General features: G+C 49.6%; 14 protein-coding genes. 13 read left to right on the top strand and 1 reads right to left on the bottom strand.

All coding sequences use genetic code 11. From position 1 onward, the window contains the following. From GWC95_RS08220 to fusA, 6 genes are all read left to right on the top strand, one after another. On the top strand, positions 1-1865 hold a 1865-nt coding region (locus tag GWC95_RS08220; protein ID WP_161818204.1), incomplete at its 5' end, for a tail fiber domain-containing protein. Positions 1866-1887: 22 nt separating this feature from the next. Further along, positions 1888-6774: a beta strand repeat-containing protein gene (locus GWC95_RS08215; RefSeq protein WP_161818203.1), complete on the top strand. Its 4887-nt coding sequence runs from the start codon at positions 1888-1890 to the stop codon at positions 6772-6774. A gap of 106 nt (positions 6775-6880) precedes the next feature. Then, positions 6881-7570, top strand: a complete 690-nt coding sequence (locus GWC95_RS08210; RefSeq protein WP_161818202.1) for an FKBP-type peptidyl-prolyl cis-trans isomerase — start codon at positions 6881-6883, stop codon at positions 7568-7570. Positions 7571-7624: 54 nt separating this feature from the next. After that, positions 7625-8311, top strand: coding sequence for an FKBP-type peptidyl-prolyl cis-trans isomerase (locus tag GWC95_RS08205; protein ID WP_161818201.1), 687 nt, complete (start codon positions 7625-7627; stop codon positions 8309-8311). Positions 8312-8500: 189 nt separating this feature from the next. Then, complete coding sequence (locus GWC95_RS08200; RefSeq protein WP_161818200.1) at positions 8501-9181, top strand: FKBP-type peptidyl-prolyl cis-trans isomerase; 681 nt, start codon at positions 8501-8503, stop codon at positions 9179-9181. Between the two features lie 282 nt (positions 9182-9463). Further along, entirely contained in the window at positions 9464-11614 is a 2151-nt protein-coding gene (gene fusA / locus GWC95_RS08195) for an elongation factor G (protein WP_161818199.1), read from the top strand. 199 nt (positions 11615-11813) lie between these two features. Here the strand turns inward: fusA and GWC95_RS08190 are convergent, their stop codons facing one another. Beyond that, entirely contained in the window at positions 11814-14324 is a 2511-nt protein-coding gene (locus tag GWC95_RS08190) for an O-antigen ligase family protein (RefSeq protein WP_161818198.1), read from the bottom strand. A gap of 262 nt (positions 14325-14586) precedes the next feature. Here GWC95_RS08190 and rpsJ point away from each other — a divergent pair, with 262 nt between their 5' ends. The 7 genes from rpsJ to rplV all read left to right on the top strand — a co-directional run bounded on the left by rpsJ (position 14587) and on the right by rplV (position 18429). Next, the gene (gene rpsJ, locus GWC95_RS08185; RefSeq protein ID WP_068242832.1) at positions 14587-14892 is read left to right on the top strand and encodes a 30S ribosomal protein S10; all 306 of its coding nucleotides are present in this window, start codon (positions 14587-14589) and stop codon (positions 14890-14892) included. Between the two features lie 300 nt (positions 14893-15192). Further along, a complete protein-coding gene (rplC, locus tag GWC95_RS08180; RefSeq protein ID WP_161818197.1) occupies positions 15193-15810 on the top strand; it encodes a 50S ribosomal protein L3 in 618 nt (205 codons plus the stop codon). Between the two features lie 21 nt (positions 15811-15831). After that, the gene (rplD, locus tag GWC95_RS08175) at positions 15832-16464 is read left to right on the top strand and encodes a 50S ribosomal protein L4 (protein ID WP_161818196.1); all 633 of its coding nucleotides are present in this window, start codon (positions 15832-15834) and stop codon (positions 16462-16464) included. 27 nt (positions 16465-16491) lie between these two features. Next, complete coding sequence (rplW, locus tag GWC95_RS08170) at positions 16492-16791, top strand: 50S ribosomal protein L23 (protein ID WP_161818195.1); 300 nt, start codon at positions 16492-16494, stop codon at positions 16789-16791. A 45-nt stretch (positions 16792-16836) separates the two neighbouring features. Next, on the top strand, positions 16837-17676 hold the full coding sequence (gene rplB / locus GWC95_RS08165; protein ID WP_161818194.1) for a 50S ribosomal protein L2: 840 nt from the start codon (positions 16837-16839) through the stop codon (positions 17674-17676). A gap of 52 nt (positions 17677-17728) precedes the next feature. Beyond that, a complete protein-coding gene (rpsS, locus tag GWC95_RS08160; RefSeq protein WP_161818193.1) occupies positions 17729-17998 on the top strand; it encodes a 30S ribosomal protein S19 in 270 nt (89 codons plus the stop codon). A gap of 86 nt (positions 17999-18084) precedes the next feature. Next, positions 18085-18429: a 50S ribosomal protein L22 gene (gene rplV / locus GWC95_RS08155; protein WP_161818192.1), complete on the top strand. Its 345-nt coding sequence runs from the start codon at positions 18085-18087 to the stop codon at positions 18427-18429. Positions 18430-18436: the final 7 nt, after the last annotated feature.

Below are 18436 nucleotides of genomic sequence, written 5' to 3'. Positions count from 1 at the left end.
GAACATTCAGCGGCGTTCTTGGTGCAGGAGCTTTATCGAGCATCACAAGTCTCTCATTGAGCGCTTTAACCGTTACCGGAAACATCACAACGCAATCGCTCAGTGCAATCACTGCAACGGTTAACAACGCGAACGTTAACGGCAACCTTACATCTACCGGTACCGTAACATCGCAGGGATTGAGCACCGTAACCGGATTGATCGGTAACCTCACCGTTCCGGGTACATTAACTACTGCCAATGCAAGCATCAGCGGTAACATCACCTCTACCGGCACGATAACAGCACAGCGTTTCAGCGCCGTGGGCGGTATCAGCGCTAACAATGCATCTGTAGGCGGCAACCTTACCGTTACCGGCAACACCACTACCAGAACGCTTTCCGTAACCTATGGTGCTGAAGTGGGCAGCCTCACTTCGTCAGGCAACATATCAGCAGCATCGGCCAACATAACAGGAACGGTTGCGGCGGGTGTATTGAGCGGTGCGGTGATCAATGTTGGTAACATGGCACTGGGTGGTGTGTTAACGGCTACAGAAGTATCTGCCACAAGACTCATTACGGCGCCGTACGCAAGCATCCAAAGGATCTTCGTTAACAACCGTATCGATGGTGGTATCTTCTCCGGTAGCTTCGTGGGTGCGGTGAATAACACCGATACCGTCGCATTGTTAAGCGGTGATGTTAAACTCAACTACCAAAGCGCCGGCAACGTGCCGCTGGTTCAGGGCGATCCTGGTATTACCGATTCGAAAGGCTACGCACGATATGGTGAAGTGGTTAAATACAAGGATATCACTACCGAAGAATTTGCTGCAGAATACGCCGGCGCGCGTGAACTGGGTGATGTCGGAAAAATGGCGCCTAGAGCGGGCGGACTCCTTCCATTGATCGTGGGCGGAACCATCACAGCCAAAAACTACTTAACGTCGGGCGGAGCCATTGCTGCGGCGGGAACCATATCCACTACCGGGGTAACACTCGGAACGGGCATCTCAACAACGGGCGGCATATCCGCTACGGGAAGTATATTGGCGGCAGGGTATAAGGTTCACGGCGGAGCATCCACAGGTTTCCTTAAAGCAGATGGATCCGTTGACAATACCACCTACCTCTCTGGCAGTGGCGGCGGCGCCACGTTCGCCAACCTTTCTGTAACAGGTGGCTTCGAACTCGGCACATCGGCCACAACCAATACAACAACGATCGGGGGTGCATCGCAAACCTCTAACATCATACTCGGTCAGTCAAACTCCGGGCAGTCTGTAAACATTGCAACAGGCTCGGGTGCAAACGCGGTGAACATAGGAACCAATACAGGTAACACCGGTAAGATCCAGATCGCGGGTACGAACAGCAGCCAGGTGGTGGTGATCGGTGGCGCAGGCGCGGGCGGTACCACTTACAAACTCGAAGTAGTTGGTAAATTCAAGTCAACCGGTATCAACGAAACATCCGATATCAGGTACAAAAAAGACATCCATACACTTACCAATGCGTTGAGTAAAGTAAACGCGCTGCGTGGGGTAAGCTACCTGTGGAAAACAGAAGAGTTCCCGAACAACGGATTTGATTCGTTGAAACAGATCGGGTTCATTGCACAGGAAATTGAAAAAGTGCTTCCTGAAGTGGTTCGTACTGATGAGAAAGGATTCAAAACCGTTGAGTACTCCAAGATCACCGCGGTATTGGTAGAAGCGATCAAAGAACAAACCAGGATCATCGACGAGCTGAGGGCCGAGATCAAAACGTTGAAATCTGACTCTGAAAGGATCAATAAACTGGAAAAAGAAATGGCTTCGCTGAGAGCGTTGATCGAAGACATGGGTAAATCTGCGGCATCACAGAAAAAAACGGGAGAGTAGTTCCCCGTTTTAAAAAGACATTATGCAACCGGGCAATTCACCATATCCATTTTCTCCTTCGGAACAAAAAACAGGATCATTGCGTCGTGTGGTTGCCCTTTCGTTGTGTATGCTCTTTGCCATTTTGTTTTCGGGTGAAGCGTTTGCCATTACTTATACATGGACCGGCGCATCGGGCACAGCATGGGCGCTGGCGGGCAACTGGACCAACTCCGGCGGCGGAACTTTCCCCGGCACCAATGCAGCGGATGTTGTGATCATTCCGCAAACCACCAATGCGCCTACGATCAGCTCAACCCCTGCAACGGCCATCGCATCACTCACATTCAATTCTACCGGTACCTCCAAAACACTTACGATCAGCGCGGGTGTGGTGCTCACCGTTTCCGGTGCCGTGACACACAACAGTACCGTCAACAGTGCCTCCTTATGGACGCTCGCCGGAACAGGTACACTGAACTGCCAGTCGCTCGCAGTGGGCTCCGCGGGAACCGGCGCAACAGGATCGGCACGTGCCACCACGTTTACGATCACGCAGGTTACCCTGAATATTACAAACGGAATAACGCTCACCAGCAGCAACTCTACTTTTGCCAACAATGCAACCATTACGCATACCAGCGGTACGGTAAACGTAGGAACATCCATCACCACAGTAAATGCGGCCGCAGGCAATACATCAACTTATACATTGGGAGCCACCGCGCCCTATCTTAAAATTTCGGGCAGCACCCCTGTTGTAAAATCGGGAACAGGCACAAGCACCCTCACATTCAACGGCGCCACTTCCACGGTTGAGTACGCGGCCAACGCATCCTATACTTTCCTTACTACCCCTGCTGCCTATGCCAACCTGGTGATCAGCGGCGGCGGCGGAACAAAAACATTAGCTGCCAATACAACCGCAACCACTTTAACCGTGAGGGCAGGAACAACATTGGGACTGAATACATTTACCCTGGGCAGTCCGACCGTAACCCTGGAAAACGTAGGTGGCGGAACCGGCGCATCCATAACAGGCAGCGGTGCGATGACACTGGGTGGAACGCTTACGGTAAACTATACAGGTAGCGGCGCCATCACATCGGGGTGTACAATCTCATGCCCGGTTGCACTCGGTGCCAACCGTACGATGCTGGTCAATGAAGACGGAAGCGGAACACCATCCGTAGATCTGAATATTACGGGCCTTGTAAGCGGTGCGTTTACGCTTTTGAAAACAGGCGGAGGAGAGCTCAAACTGTCCAACGCAAACAGCAGTTTTTCCGGAGCCATCACTGTTGAGAACGGAACGCTGGTTGCCGGCGCCAATGCGCCCTCCGGTGCGGTAGGTGCTTTTGGTAATGCCACATCAACCATCACGCTTGGCAATGCCAATACAGCCACCAACAACTATCCCGTAGGATTGTGGATCGACGGCGCATTTACCGTAACCCGTACCATAACAATCGCCAACCAGGCCACCGCGGGCGGATACACGGTAGGTGGTATCGCAGATGCGAACGCAATTTATGCAGGGGCGATTACCTATAACCAATCGTTCACCGTTAACCAGGTAGCAACAACAGGTGCCAACAAACTAACTTTCACAGGGGGAATGGTATCGGCCACGAATGCCGCCAAAACCATCACGTTTGATATTACGGGCGATGCCACGATGACAACCACGGCCATTACCCAGCCAGCCAGTACCGGTGCAAACAGTCTTGTAAAACGGGGCAACGGTGCGCTTACGCTGAGCCTCGCCAACGCTTATACAGGCAATACGACGGTAAGCGGCGGTACATTGATCGCCGGGGCAAACGTGGTTGCTTCAACCAACGGGCCCTTTGGCAACTCTGCCAATGCAATAATCATGGGAGATGCGACCACCACTGCAAACAATGCAAACGTGGCGCTTTTAACAGGCGGTGCATTTTCAATAGGAAGAGGCGTGACGGTTACCGACAATGCCACATCCGGCACCTACAGCATTGGTGGAAACGCGGCAAGCACCTCATCTTTCACGGCCTCCATTGTGATCAGCCAGCCGGTCTCTGTTACACAGGTGAACGGTGGAACGACCAATATTACCGGTGGCATTACAGGGGGAACATCGGTTGTTCCGGCCAAACTCGTTACGTTTGATAATGTTGGTGCGGTAGTGGTATCTACAGGTTTGATCTCTAATGGAACGGGTACATTGTCGCTGCGCAAAGCAAATTCCGGCGCACTCACCCTTTCTTCTGCCAACACGTTCACCGGTTCTGCAACGCTGGATGCAGGAACACTGGGTTTTGGTATAGCGGGAGCAATAGGTACCGCAAGTTCACTGATCATCAATGGAGGGAACCTTCAAAATACAACCGCAGCGGCGCTCACCCTCACTTCGATACCGCAAACATGGGCGGGCAATTTCGGCCTCACGGGAACACAGCCATTGTACATGGGCGGTGCCATTACCATGTCTACCAGCGTAACGGTAACCGTTGCGGCCAACATCGGCTTGAGCAACACCGGAACGATCAACGACGTTACGAACGATCTTACCAAGGCAGGAACAGGCGTACTTGCTTTTGTGAGCCAGGCGATACAACTGCATGATCTCAACATCAGTGCAGGAACATTCTTTTCCACTTCCAACGACCTGAGCATCGCGGGCGATTTCAGCAACAGCGGAACCTTTACCCACAACAGCGGCACCGTATCGTTCAACGGAAGTGGCGCGCAGGCCGTTTCAGGATCGTCGACCACTGCATTTAATAACCTCAACACCGACCTGGGTGCCGTAGTAACCATGGGTGCGAACGCAACCGTTGCAGGAACCTTTACAGTGAACAACGGAACATCGATGACACTCGGCGCATTTAGTTTTGCCGTAACGGGAGCAACAACGATCGGCGGCGGATCATCCGGAACACTCACGATCAATTCCGCCACCGGCGCTAAAACTTTTACAGGCGATGTTACCGTGGCCGCGGGCGCTACATGGGACAATACAGCAGCCACCGTTAACATAGGCCTTTCCGGAAGTCTCACGAACAACGGCACCTTCAACGCAGGCAATGGCGTATACACATTCAGCGGAACAGCCAAGAACATCAGTGGTGCGCTCATTATACCCAACCTCACCGTTTCAGGAACAACAACAAACAACGCAGTACTCACGGTTACCACCGCCCTTGCCGGCGCCAGCACATTAACCCAGGGCACCAATGCAATACTTGCCTACAGCGGAACCACCATCGTTCCTACACTGGCAGCTTCGGCCAATGTGAATACCGTGAACTATTTCAACAACGGGGCGCAGACCGTAAAGGCAACAAGCTACAGCACGCTTATACTCAGTGGTACCGGCACAAACACCAAAACACTGGGAAGCATACCAAACATTGTTGACCTGTACGTGAGGGGTACGGCAGTAGCAGTTACAACGGCTACAATGGCCATCAGCGGCGACCTGGTTATCGAAGACGCGGGCGACTTTACCGCTGCAGCTTTTGCGCTGACGGTATCGGGCAATACAATTGTAGGAAACGGCGCCACCGGTAAACTCACCATCAGCAGCGCCACCGGAACAAAAGCCTTCAATGGCGATGTAACCGTAAACGCGGGCGCCACCTGGAACAACTCAGGTAATGCGGCATTGACATTGCCGGGCAACCTTGCCAACTACGGCCTCGCAACAGACTTTACCGCAGGTTCGGGCGCCTATACTTTCAGCGGAACAAATAAAACACTTAGCGGCTTATTGATCATACCGACCGTGAGCGTAAGCGGCGCTGTATCCAATACAGGAACACTTACCGTTACCACATCACTGGGTGGTGCGGGCACGTTGCGGCAGGATCCGGGAAGCACATTGAGCCTGGATGCGGCCGTAACCATCACCAACTTACTTGCAGAAGCGGTTGGCAATTACGTAAACTATACCAGCGCCTCTGCGCAGAACATCAAACTCGGAAATTATTACAACCTCGGTTTTTCAGGAACGGGAAATAAAACAACGGCAGCCGGCACATACAACGTAGCGGGAAACTGGAGCACATCGGGCGGAACCGCTTTGCTGAATACAAACAATACAAACCTTGCGGTAGCGGGCGATATCGTGGGAAGCGGCGCCATCACCATGGGATCAGGCACACTTTCTGTTGGCTCCGACTGGTTGAACAACGGAACCTTTACCGCCAACACAAGCACCGTAAACTACAACGGAACCGCGGCGCAAACCATTGGCGCGGTAAACTATAACAACCTCACCGTTTCCGGTAACAAAGGCGGCGGCGCGATCACACTCGCCGCGGGAACCATCGGCGTTTCGGGAACGTTCCTCACATCCGGCGCGAGCAATATCGGCAGTTATGTTACCACCGGCAACACCGTTAACTTTAATGGAACAGGTGCACAGACGATACCAACCTTCGGATTCAACAACATCACCATCTCCGGTAGCAAAGGTGGAAACGCAACCACCTTCCTGAATGGCGGAACCATTGGCATCGCGGGCGCATTAACCGTTTCAGGCGCATCAAATACATCGTTCGTATTTACAGGCAGCATCGTTGATTACAACGGGTCTGGCGCCCAGCAGATCGAAGCATTCAATTATGCAAATCTCTCCATCACAGGTGCACGCGGCGGCGCTACGGTTTCTTTTTCTACAACAGGAACCATCGGTGTGTCGGGTATATTTACTGCAACAGCATCGGGCGCTACATGGAGCGTAACCAACAGTACATTTGATTACAATGGTTCAGTGGGACAAACCATCTACGCTCCCTTTACTTATTATGCCCTGGTGGTGAGCAACAGCGGATCCAAAAGCATTGCATCGGGAACGGTAGTTACGTGCCGCACACTCGCCATCAACAACAGCGCTGTGATCACGGTGCCATCTGCATCTAATTCGCTCGTGGTCAACATACCTTAAACAACGCGTTAAAAATTACCCTATTAACCTTAATTAACTTCGTTGCGCGGCAACAGGCACTGCGATCTTGTTCATTTTTGTAAATTGCTGTATCAAATTTTTGTTGATGAAAAAATTGTTGCCCGCTCTTTTATTGTTCACCGCAAATGCATTCGGCCAGAAACCAGCTGTAAAAACGCCGGGTGCTCCTGTTGTTAAACTGGTTACGCGCAGCGACAGCATCCAATACACCATCGGTGCGTTCATGGCGTTGTGGATGACTAACAATGGCCTTACGTTCAGCAGCAGCTCGCCATTGTTTTTACGCGGACTGGATGATGTGTTGCTGAACCGCACGCGCACCATCCCGGACTCGCTCATCACGCCCAACCTGAACGGCTATGCGGAAGTTGCGTTGAAAGGGAAAGCGATGGCCGACGAACAGAAATTATTTTCATCGCTGAAAGAAAAGCCCGGCATGGGTATGTTTCCGAATGGTGTAAGGTACGCGGTGCTGAAAGCAGGCGCGGGCCCGCGGCCGTTGCGCACAGATTCGATCACCCTGCACATGATCGCAAAACTGGCCAATGGGAATATTGTAGAAGATACTTATCAATCAAAAAAACCATTCGAAACAAGAACCACCGCATTCTTTCCCGCATTGAACGAGATCCTGGAGATGATGCCGGAAGGATCTAAATGGCAAATCTATTTTCCTGCAGCACTGGCCTACGGAGAAGCAGGTACGGCAATGATACCACCCAATGCGCCGCTGGTGCTCGAAGTTGAAATGGTGAAGGTGCGTAGCATAAAATAAAAAGTATTGCCTGGTGGTGATCATTTTTTAAGTGATGATCAAATTACATTTCATATGAAAGGATCTCTGCTCACAATATGCACGATACTGTCTTTTTCCACCGCGGCCAACGCGCAGCAGAAAAAAGACGTGGTGATGCCCGCCGTAAAACTCGAAACAAAAGAAGATTCCATACAATATGCACTCGGCACCTACATGGGCAACTACCTCCTGCGTGGCGGGTTTTCGTCGATCAACCTCGAATTGTTTTTGGCAGGGCTGAACGATGTGTACCGGAGCAAGCCGCGCCTCATGAAAGACAGCCTCGCGTATGCAATGCTGTCTGCCTACCAGGACGAAACATCCATACAGCGAAGCAAATATTTAGAGGAGCAGATGTTTCTTGCGCTCAAAGACAAACCCAATGTGGGCCGGCTGCCGAGCGGTGTTCAGTTCATCGTGATCAAACCCGGAAAAGGGCCGAAGCCTTCGGATACAGACACGGTGGTGATCCATTACAAAGGCAGTTTACCCGGTGGCGAAATTTTCGAAAACACTTATCCCGCATCACCGCTTACCGCGGTGGTTGGCAAACTCGTAACAGGATTAAGCGAAGCGGTTCAGCTGATGCAGGCAGGCGCAACCTACCAGGTCTTTGTTCCATCGGCACTCGCCTTCGGCTCAAAAGGCGCAGCGAATATACCGCCCAACAGCGCGCTGATGGTAACCATTGAATTACTGGAGATCAAACGCCGCCTTTGATTTTTTTCTGACCTGTTAAAACGATCCTATACCGGAACGGTTTAATGTGCCGCAATCTTCTGAAAGAAAGATCCTGCGGCTTTTGCGCCGTGTAATGTGTATTCTTCAATTAACCTTAATTAACTTGAAATAACCAGCCATACCCCGTGTTTTTTCTATCTTTGCCACACTTATAAACAAAACAGTAACATGAAAAAAATTGTGGTTCTTTTTACGTGTCTTTTAATGCTTGTGTGTGGGGCCTCGTTCGGCCAGGGTAAAGGAACTGCGAGGCCGAGCGCGGTAGAAGACACGATCCAATATAGCCTTGGTGTGTATATGATGCAGCAGTTTTTTGCGAAAACGGGATTTGTGGTGAACAATCCTGCACTTTTTACCAAAGCCATCAACGATGTGCTTTCGAATAAAAAACTGATGGTGGATCCGGAAAAAGTACAGGCCCGCCTGTTTCAGTACCAGGCCACTTTCCAGAAAGAAAAAAACAAACAGCTCGAAAAGATCCTGTTCGATAAAGTGAGGGCAGAAAAAGGCTTCCAGGTATTGACAACAGGTGTTTATTTCTCTGTTCAGAAACCCGGCTCCGCGGTCAAGATCACCACAAAAGATACCGTGGTGCTCAATGTGATCATTACATTGCCTGAAGGGAAGGAGATCGAAAACTCCGAAAAGTCCGGTTCGTCCTACATGACACTCGTTGGAGAAGTGATACCCGGGTTGCGCGATGTATTGGTTAGGGTGGGAGAAGGGGCCATATTCCGCGCCATCATTCCTGCCGCGCAGGCTTACGACGAAACAGGCACCGCAACCATACCTCCGCATTCAGCGCTCATCTACGATGTGGCGGTGGTAAGTGTGAAGGCTAAAAAATAGCTGATTATCAATGATATAGGGTTTGAATTCAGGTAAAATAGCTTGAAAGGGATCAGGATGGTTAACAGGCAGGGAAAGCTTTTTAACCGTCCTGGTCCCTTTGTTCATCGAGGGCCTGTTCAAGGGTTTTGTCGTATATAACCTCAAAGGTGGTAAACCAGCGCCTATCTTTTTTTCCACAACATAATTTTATCATTTCCCAATCGCTATAATTCCTACCTTTGCCGCTCGAAAATTGGGCTTAAAAATCCAGGACAAAAAAACTTAAACGATAACTTTTTTATGGCGGACCTTAAATTACAACGGAACTTTGGTATTGCCGCGCACATTGATGCCGGTAAAACCACCACTACCGAGCGTATCCTGCGCTACACAGGTATGATTCACAAGATCGGGGAGGTGCATGATGGTGCGGCTACCACCGACTGGATGGAACAGGAAAAAGAGAGGGGTATCACCATTACCTCAGCCGCAGTAAGCTGCCAGTGGAACTTTCCAACTGTAAAAGGTAAAGCTGACGCGAATACCAAATCTTATTATTTCAATATCATCGATACTCCGGGCCACGTTGACTTTACCGTTGAGGTAGAGCGTTCCATGCGCGTACTGGATGGCCTGATCGCCCTTTTCTCAGCGGTGGATGGCGTAGAACCACAGTCTGAAACCGTATGGCGCCAGGCAAACCGTTACAAGGTTCCGCGTATCGGGTTCGTAAACAAAATGGACCGTTCAGGTGCAGACTTCCTCATGGTGGTTAACCAGGTAAAAGAAATGCTCGGTGCGAAAGCCGTTCCGCTGCAGTTGCCGATCGGTGCCGAAGATAATTTCAAAGGCGTGGTTGACCTGATCAAAATGAAAGGGATCATCTGGCACATGGAAACAGAAGGAATGACCTTTGATGAGATCGATGTTCCCGAAGACATGGTACAGGAAGCCAACGAATGGCGCCAGAACCTCGTGGAAGCCGTAGCTGAATACGATGATTCATTGATGGAGAAATTCTTCGATGATCCGAACAGCATCACAGAAGACGAAATGCACGCTGCGATCCGCAAAGCATGTATAGACCTGAGCATCGTTCCGATGATGTGCGGTTCTTCATTCAAAAACAAAGGCGTACAAACCGCGCTCGACGCAGTTTGCCGCTACCTGCCTTCACCGGTAGACGTAGAAGATACAGTAGGTACAGATCCAGACAGCGGTGAACCATTGGTTCGCAAACCGGATCCGAAAGAGCCGTTTGCTGCGCTGGCATTCAAGATCATGACCGATCCTTTCGTGGGACGTCTCGCGTTCTTCCGTTGCTATTCAGGACACCTGGATGCGGGTTCTTATGTATTGAACGTAAGAAGCGGAAAGAAAGAGCGTATCAGCCGTATCATGAAAATGTTCGCGAACAAACAGAACCCGATCGATTTTATCGAAGCAGGTGATATCGCGGCAGCGGTTGGTTTCAAAGAGATCAAAACAGGAGATACCTTGTGTGATGAGAACCATCCGATCACACTCGAAAATATGTTCATTCCTGAGCCGGTAATCGCAATCGCGGTTGAACCGAAAACGCAGGCAGACGTAGATAAAATGGGTATGGCCATCGCCAAACTGGTTGAGGAAGATCCAACCCTGCGTGTGAATACAGACGAAGACACAGGACAAACCATCCTCCGTGGAATGGGAGAGCTTCACCTTGAGATCATCATCGACCGTATGCGTCGTGAGTTCAAAGTGGAAGTGAACCAGGGTGCGCCGCAGGTGGCTTACAAAGAAGCATTCGGAACAACGATCGAACACCGCGAAGTGTTGAAAAAACAATCGGGTGGTCGTGGTAAGTTCGCAGATATCCAGTTCTCGATCGGCCCTGCTGATGAAGAATGGCTGAAAGAAAACGAAGGAAAAACCTTCCAGTTTGTGAACGACCTGTTTGGTGGATCTATCCCTAAAGAGTTTGTTCCGGCTATCACCAAAGGTTTTGAAACAGCAATGTCAACCGGTGTACTGGCAGGTTTCCCTGTCCGCGATATGAAGATCCGCGTATTCGATGGTAGCTACCACGATGTGGATTCTGATGCAATGAGCTTCGAGCTTTGCGCAAAAGCAGGTTTCCGCGAAGCGGGCCGCAAAGCAAAACCAACCCTGCTCGAGCCGATCATGAAAGTAGAAGTACTTACACCAGATCAGTACATGGGAGATGTTACCGGTGACCTTAACCGTCGTCGCGGTATGCTCGAAGGTATGGACAGCCGTGCCAACCTCCAGGTGATCAAGGCCAAAGTTCCGTTGAGCGAAATGTTCGGTTATGTAACCCAACTGCGTTCATTGTCTTCAGGCCGTGCAACTTCAACCATGGAGTTCAGCCACTACAACCCGGCTCCAAACAACATTGCCGAAGAGGTAATGGCGAAGAGCAAGGGCAAGGTGAAGATTGAAGAATAGTGTTTAATTGATAATTAGTAATTAATAATTGTCGATTCGGAAATAACAGGAACCCCGCGCAGCAATGCAGCGGGGTTTTCTTTTTTGTCCAATCAGAAGGAAAATAAGGTTGCCGTTTTGTGCAGGTTGGCCCCGATAGAAACAGGCTGCCTCACTTACATGAGACAGCCTGTTCCAACGGCCTGTTAACAGGCGATCGTTATTTCCCGCAATTCGCTTTCAACAGCACTTCAGGGGATTTTGTAGGATCGCCGGAATTGTATTTTTTGTTGGCGGCAAGCTGCAGGAACTTACAGCCATCTTCTTTTTTCCCGAGATTGATCAATGCAATGGCCTTGTAATACTCAGGCTTACCATCGCCCGATAAATTGAGCGCAAGCTCCCTGTCAAATAAACTGATCGCCTTTGGATATTGCCGAAGGTTGAAATAACAGATCGCTGCATTTTCAAGTGCGGCGAGATTGGAAGGATTGAGATCGGCCGCCTTCAGAAAGGCCTGCCCTGCTTTTTCAAGCTGGCCGCTGCCGAACGCGGCAACCCCCGCCGCGTAGTGCCGTGCAGATTCGTTGATCACGTTGAGGTTGCTGCCTGGCATCCGGTTGAAGATGGCGAGGTTGGCAAGTATCTCCTGTCTTCTCTTCACCAGGTCGCTGTCGTGCGGGAAAATGGTCAACCCGCTGTCTACGATCCTGAGCATTCGCGAAGGCATTCTTCCCAGATTCACCTCGGCATTGATCATTCCCAACAGGTACATGTTCCAGCCAAACGGGTAGTGGCGGTACTTGTCGAACTCAAGGAACGCTTTTTCAATGCCCGTCGTATCCCTTCTCTTCGCCAGGATGGCAATATAGGTCTGGTAGTAAGTCTTTGCCTTCGGCCTGAGGTTGAACGAATAAGCACCGTTGCGCACCGCGCTGTCGAGCCAAACTTTCTCGTTCGCCGTATCGGTCAGCGCTTTTTTATAGTAAAGACCGGCTTTGAGGAACTCGCTGTAACCGATCACCGGGTTGGCTTTGGTGCCTTTGTCGAACAGCACCAGCGCTTCTTCCCATTTACCTGCTTCATACAAATATCTTCCCTTGATCGCCTCTATCGGCTGGGCCGTGGCGGAAAGGTTGGGGATAGAAGGAAAATCGCGGGTCACTTCCTTCCAGTCGAGCTTAAGCGGTTCATTGTTCAGGTCTCCCAGTACCGTTTTCTGAACGATGAGCGATTTATAGGTCTGGTACGTAACATAAAAAGAAGGGAGCAGTAAAAGGATCGATACAAAAGCAAACACGGCCTTGTAATTGGCGGCCTTGCTGGTAATAGGTTTTTCATCGCCCAGCTCTTCTCTTCCTTTGAAATAGGCGCCTATATTGAGTGCTACCACGAACGCAAAGAACATCTGGCTCACCGGGCGCTCTATGGGGAAGTTGAACATCGCATCCACCATATAGGTCACAAATGCGAAGAAAGAGAATACCGAAACCAGCTTGGTTTCTTCGGAAACGGTGGAAAAAAACGTTTTCCAGGTAAATACGATGATGCAGACGAACATCGCAATGTAGAGCAACCCGCCGGGTATACCGAGTTCCGCAAAAACCTCGAGGTAATCGTTGTGCGCATGGATCGGCACAAACAGGTCATTGGTAATGGTACGCTGGTAGGGGATGGAAGCGATCTTCCAGTTGCCGATGCCACAACCCATCAGGGGATTTTTAGTGGTGTAATCAACCGCGTGCGACCATAGCCTGAAACGTACCTGGTTGCTTTCATCGCCCGTAGCGGCGATAGAGGCCACCCTTTCGGTAACCGACCCGAAACTCTGCGGCTCCTGCTGTGCGCTCAATGTGTTGGAAAGTTCGATCTGGGAAATGAAGAATGCGATCACCAGCGGCACGATCACGATACCTGCACGCAGCAAAGCCTGGTCCAGTTTTTTGTCTTTTACATAAAGGATCACACAAAACGCGAGGTACATAACCAGCACCAGCACCAGGCTCAGGTAGGTTGCACGCGCGTTGAGGATGAGAATGGCCCAGGCGGCAAAGAAAAGGATCAGCGTATTGACCAGTTTACCCACCAGTTTGAACCGGTGCATGCAATAAAGCAGGAAGGGGATCTTGATGGCCAACCCCGCGGCGAAGATATTCTTGTTACCTGCAGTGCCCTTGATGCTCATGATCAGCGCGGTCAGGTCCGTATTCTCGTTACTTCCCTTGATGAACTGGGAAATGGTTTGAACGGATTCTATGAACAGCAGTACCGCAATCAGTTGGGCGATGACCTTCATCAGGTCGGTACGCCCCTGCAGCAGGATACCCATATTAAAGTAAGCTATCACCGTGGCGATCATCCGTACGTAGCAAACCCAGCTTTCGGTAGGATTGATCGCCGTAATGATCGATACCCCTGCCAATACAAAAAAGGCCAGGTAGAGCTTTGAAAACATATTTCCGAACTGTTTGGCCGTAGCAACCGCGTAATCGTTCCTGCGGGCCAGCAATACGGCGATCACGCCAAGATCGAGCAGTACCATGTAGATCCACTGTGCACCCATGGCGTCGTAAGCGCCCCAGTCGCCGATAAAATGGACCATGAAATACAGTCCGCAAGCCACCAACGGAAAAACATTCTTAAATCCCGAAGCAGAATAACCCGGTTCTTTGGCCTTTGCGGCCGCGGCGGGAGCCGCATTTTTCTCTTTGCCTTTGTAGTTTTTTGCCATGTTTCGATTCTTGCGGTAAATATACTTCGGGGAAGGTTAATTACCGTTAAAAGCTGCTTTAAGGGCGGTGCCGCAACACCCCGGCAAAAAAACTTCCCATACATTTGAACGGCCGGAGCCACGGCTGGCAACGGAAAGCGGCCATTTGGGGATAATTTTAGCCCAAAATCCCAGAAATACACAAAAAAACTTTCAAAATACTTGTCTGTTCGGTTACAGGCTCTTACCTTTGCAACCCCAATCAGAAAATTGGGTTTTGACTATGTCTCAACGAATCAGGATCAAATTACAATCATACGATCACAACCTGGTAGATAAATCTGCCGAGAAGATCGTGAAAACGGTACGCAGTACAGGTGCAGTGGTAACGGGGCCTATTCCTTTGCCTACACACAAGAGAATCTTTACTGTTTTGCGTTCACCGCACGTGAATAAGAAGAGTCGTGAACAGTTCCAGTTGTGTACGCACAAGCGTTTGCTGGATATCTACACTTCCTCTTCAAGAACAGTGGATGCGTTGAGCAAGCTCGATTTGCCATCGGGTGTTGAGGTTGAGATCAAGGCTTGATAAAGAAAGCTTTCAGCCGCAGGCTGATGGCAATAGTTCTTATAAAATTTTTCACCTGCCAAATCCGCGAAGCGGGCCAAAGCAGCTCTGATTCAGAAACAGTTCCGGAACAGCAGGTTGATACAACCGGCAGATCCGGGATTAACATATAAACAGGCCCTTCGAGGTTTGTTTGCTAACAGTACTTCCCCTCCCGCTACGGCAGGGAAACAACGGAAAAGGTTGTTAGAAAACAAGGATTGAATCCCGATTCATCGTCGGGATGTCCTCATAACCACGCGGGGCTATAAACCGCAAAAGATGAAAGGTATTATTGGTAAAAAGATCGGGATGACAAGCATCTTCGAAGCAGATGGCAAGCAGACAGCCTGCACCATCATCGAAGCAGCTCCCAACACGGTTACCCAGGTAAAGACGGTTGAGTCTGACGGGTACACCGCTATTCAATTAGGATTCGGCGACAAGAAAGAAAAGCACTCCACGAAGTCCGAATTAAATCACTACGCAAAAGCGCAGACCGCAGCTAAGAAATTCGTAAAAGAATTCCGCAATTATTCCATAGAAAAAGCATTGGGTGAGACCGTAACGCTCGACATTTTCGCTGAAGGCGATAAAGTTGAAGTGATCGGTACAACCAAGGGTAAAGGTTTCCAGGGTGTTGTAAAACGCCACGGATTCTCTGGTGTGGGTGAAGCATCCCATGGTCAGCACGACCGCCAGAGGGCGCCGGGTTCAATCGGCGGATCATCATATCCTTCACGTGTATTCAAAGGAATGAGGATGGCCGGCCGTATGGGTGGCGATCGCGTGAAAATGAAGGGTTTGAAAGTGGTTAAGATCTTCCCTGAAAAGAATTACATCCTGATCAGCGGTTCGGTTCCTGGCCATAACGGTTCAATCGTTTTAATCCAGAAGTAATCACACTTTAATTGAATTATCATGCAAGTAGACGTATTAGATATAAAAGGACAGAAAACAGGCAGGACGGTAGAATTACCAGCTGATGTGTTTGGTGTAGAGCCAAACGATCACGTGATCTACCTCGCTGTTAAACAGTATCTCGCTGCAGGCCGCCAGGGTACACACAAAGTGAAGACCCGTGCCGAAGTAAAAGGTGCGAGCCGCAAACTGCACAAACAGAAAGGAACCGGTGGTGCACGTAAAGGTAACATCCGTAACCCTTTGTACAAAGGTGGTGGTACCATCTTCGGGCCAAAACCACACTCTTACGCTTTCAAACTGAACCGTAAAGTGAAGGACCTGGCGAAGATCTCCGCACTCAGCTACAAGGCGAAAGACAATGCCATTTATGTGATCGAAGACATCAACATGGATGCACCGAAAACCAAACAGGTGGCAGAAGTAATGAACAACCTGAAAGTTGCGGACAAGAAAACATTGATCGTATTGCCGGAGTACAACGATAACCTGTACCTGAGCACACGCAATATTCCAAACATCACAAGTTCATTGCTCGCAGATGTGAATACATACGAGATCATGAATGCGGATGTACTGGTGATCACCGAGAACACGGCAAAGATCTTTACAGAAGAAGAAGCAACAGCATAATTTAAGTAACGTTTCAAACATATTCAGATGAAACTGACTGAAGTATTAGTAAAACCCATTTTAACTGAAAAGGCAAATGCCCAACAGGAAAAATTACGCAGGTATGCTTTCAGGGTAGACCGCAGGGCCAACAAACTGGAAATCAAAAAAGCGGTAGAAGAATTCTACGGAGTAAACGTAATAGATGTGAACACCGCAGTGGTTCCCGGAAAAAACAAAACACGTTACACCAAGGCGGGTTTCATACAAGGTATGAAGGGCGCTTATAAGAAGGCACTGGTAACCGTTGCCGAAGGTGAAACGATCGACCTGTATTCAAACATTTAATTATAGTTCGCGGAGCTGAAAATTCCGTGGTAAAAGAAAAAAACAATGGCACTTAAAAAGTACAAACCAATCACAGCAGGAACACGTTGGAGAATTGGAAATGCTTATGCTGAGATCACCACACACGATCCTGAGAAAAGCTTGCTCGAGCCGCAGAAGAACACTGCGGGCCGCAACTTCCAGGGCCGCCGCGTATCACGCTACATGGGTGGTGGAAACAAGCATCACTATCGTATCATCGATTTCAAAAGGAACAAAAGGGATATGTCCGCTACGGTTGTATCCATCGAATACGATCCGAACCGTACAGCGTTCATTGCACTTGTGCAATACACCGATGGTGAAAAACGATACATCATTGCGCCACAGGGATTACAGGTTGGTACAACCGTAGTTGCCGGCGACAATGTGGCTCCTGAAGTTGGTAATGCTTTGTTGATGAAGAACATGCCTTTGGGTACGATCATTCACAACATTGAGCTGCAACCCAACCAGGGTGGCAAAATGGTAAGAAGCGCAGGAGCCTCTGCACAGCTTGCGAACAAGGAAGAAAAATACGCAGTATTGAAAATGCCTTCAGGCGAATTGAGAAAAGTATTGATCAACTGTTATGCAACGGTAGGAGTGGTTTCAAACAGCGACCACAACCTCGAAACCGCAGGTAAGGCAGGTAAGAACCGTTGGAAAGGCATCCGCCCACGCGTACGTGGTGTTGCGATGAACCCGGTAGATCACCCGATGGGTGGTGGTGAAGGTAAAGCTTCAGGAGGCCATCCACGCAGCAGAACAGGTAAATATGCGAAAGGTGAGAAAACCCGGACAAAAGGAAAGGGAAGCGATAAACTGATCATCCAACGCAGAGACGGAAAAAAATTAGCCAAATAAGCAGTAAAGGCTGATCAACAAATAAACAACTAGACCAGTAAACTAAAATAATATGGGTCGTTCGATTAAAAAAGGTCCTTACGTAGACGCCAACTTAGAAGGTAAAGTGTTTGCAATAAACGACGGTAAATCAAAGAAAGGTGTAATCAAAACCTGGAGCCGCCGCAGCACCATCACTCCTGATTTTGTTGGTCACACATTTGCTGTGCACAACGGAAACAAATTCATCCCTGTTTATGTAACAGAGTTCATGGTAGGACACAAACTCGGAGAGTTTGCACCAACAAGGAACTTCAGAGGACATGCAGGATCTAAAAAGTAAAAACAGTTAGAAGTTAAAGGTTAGAAGTTAGAAGTGAAGAACTCCAACTCCAGACTCCAAACTCCAGACTCCAAACTAGATAAAAAATGGAAGCAGTAGCTAAACTGAACAATTACCCCACGGGCCCGCGCAAAATGCGTTTGCTGGCTGATGTGATCCGCGGAATGGAAGTAGAGAAAGCCCTGGCTATTCTCGAGTTCCACCCACAACACAATGCCGTTCCATTGGCAAAACTGTTGAAAAGCGCGATCAGCAACTGGGAACAGAAAAACAGCGGCGCGAGCGCAGCTGACAGCAGCCTGGTGGTAAAAACAGTATTTGTAGATGGTGGCCGTGTTCTGAAACGCATGCGCCCGGCTCCACAGGGCCGCGGATACAGGGTTCGTAAACGCAGCAACCACGTAACATTAATCGTAGATTCTAAAAACTAATTGAAAC

This window comes from Sediminibacterium roseum (assembly GCF_009939005.1).
Lineage (GTDB): Bacteria > Bacteroidota > Bacteroidia > Chitinophagales > Chitinophagaceae > Sediminibacterium > Sediminibacterium roseum.
This window is presented reverse-complemented; position numbering and strand designations above follow the sequence as displayed.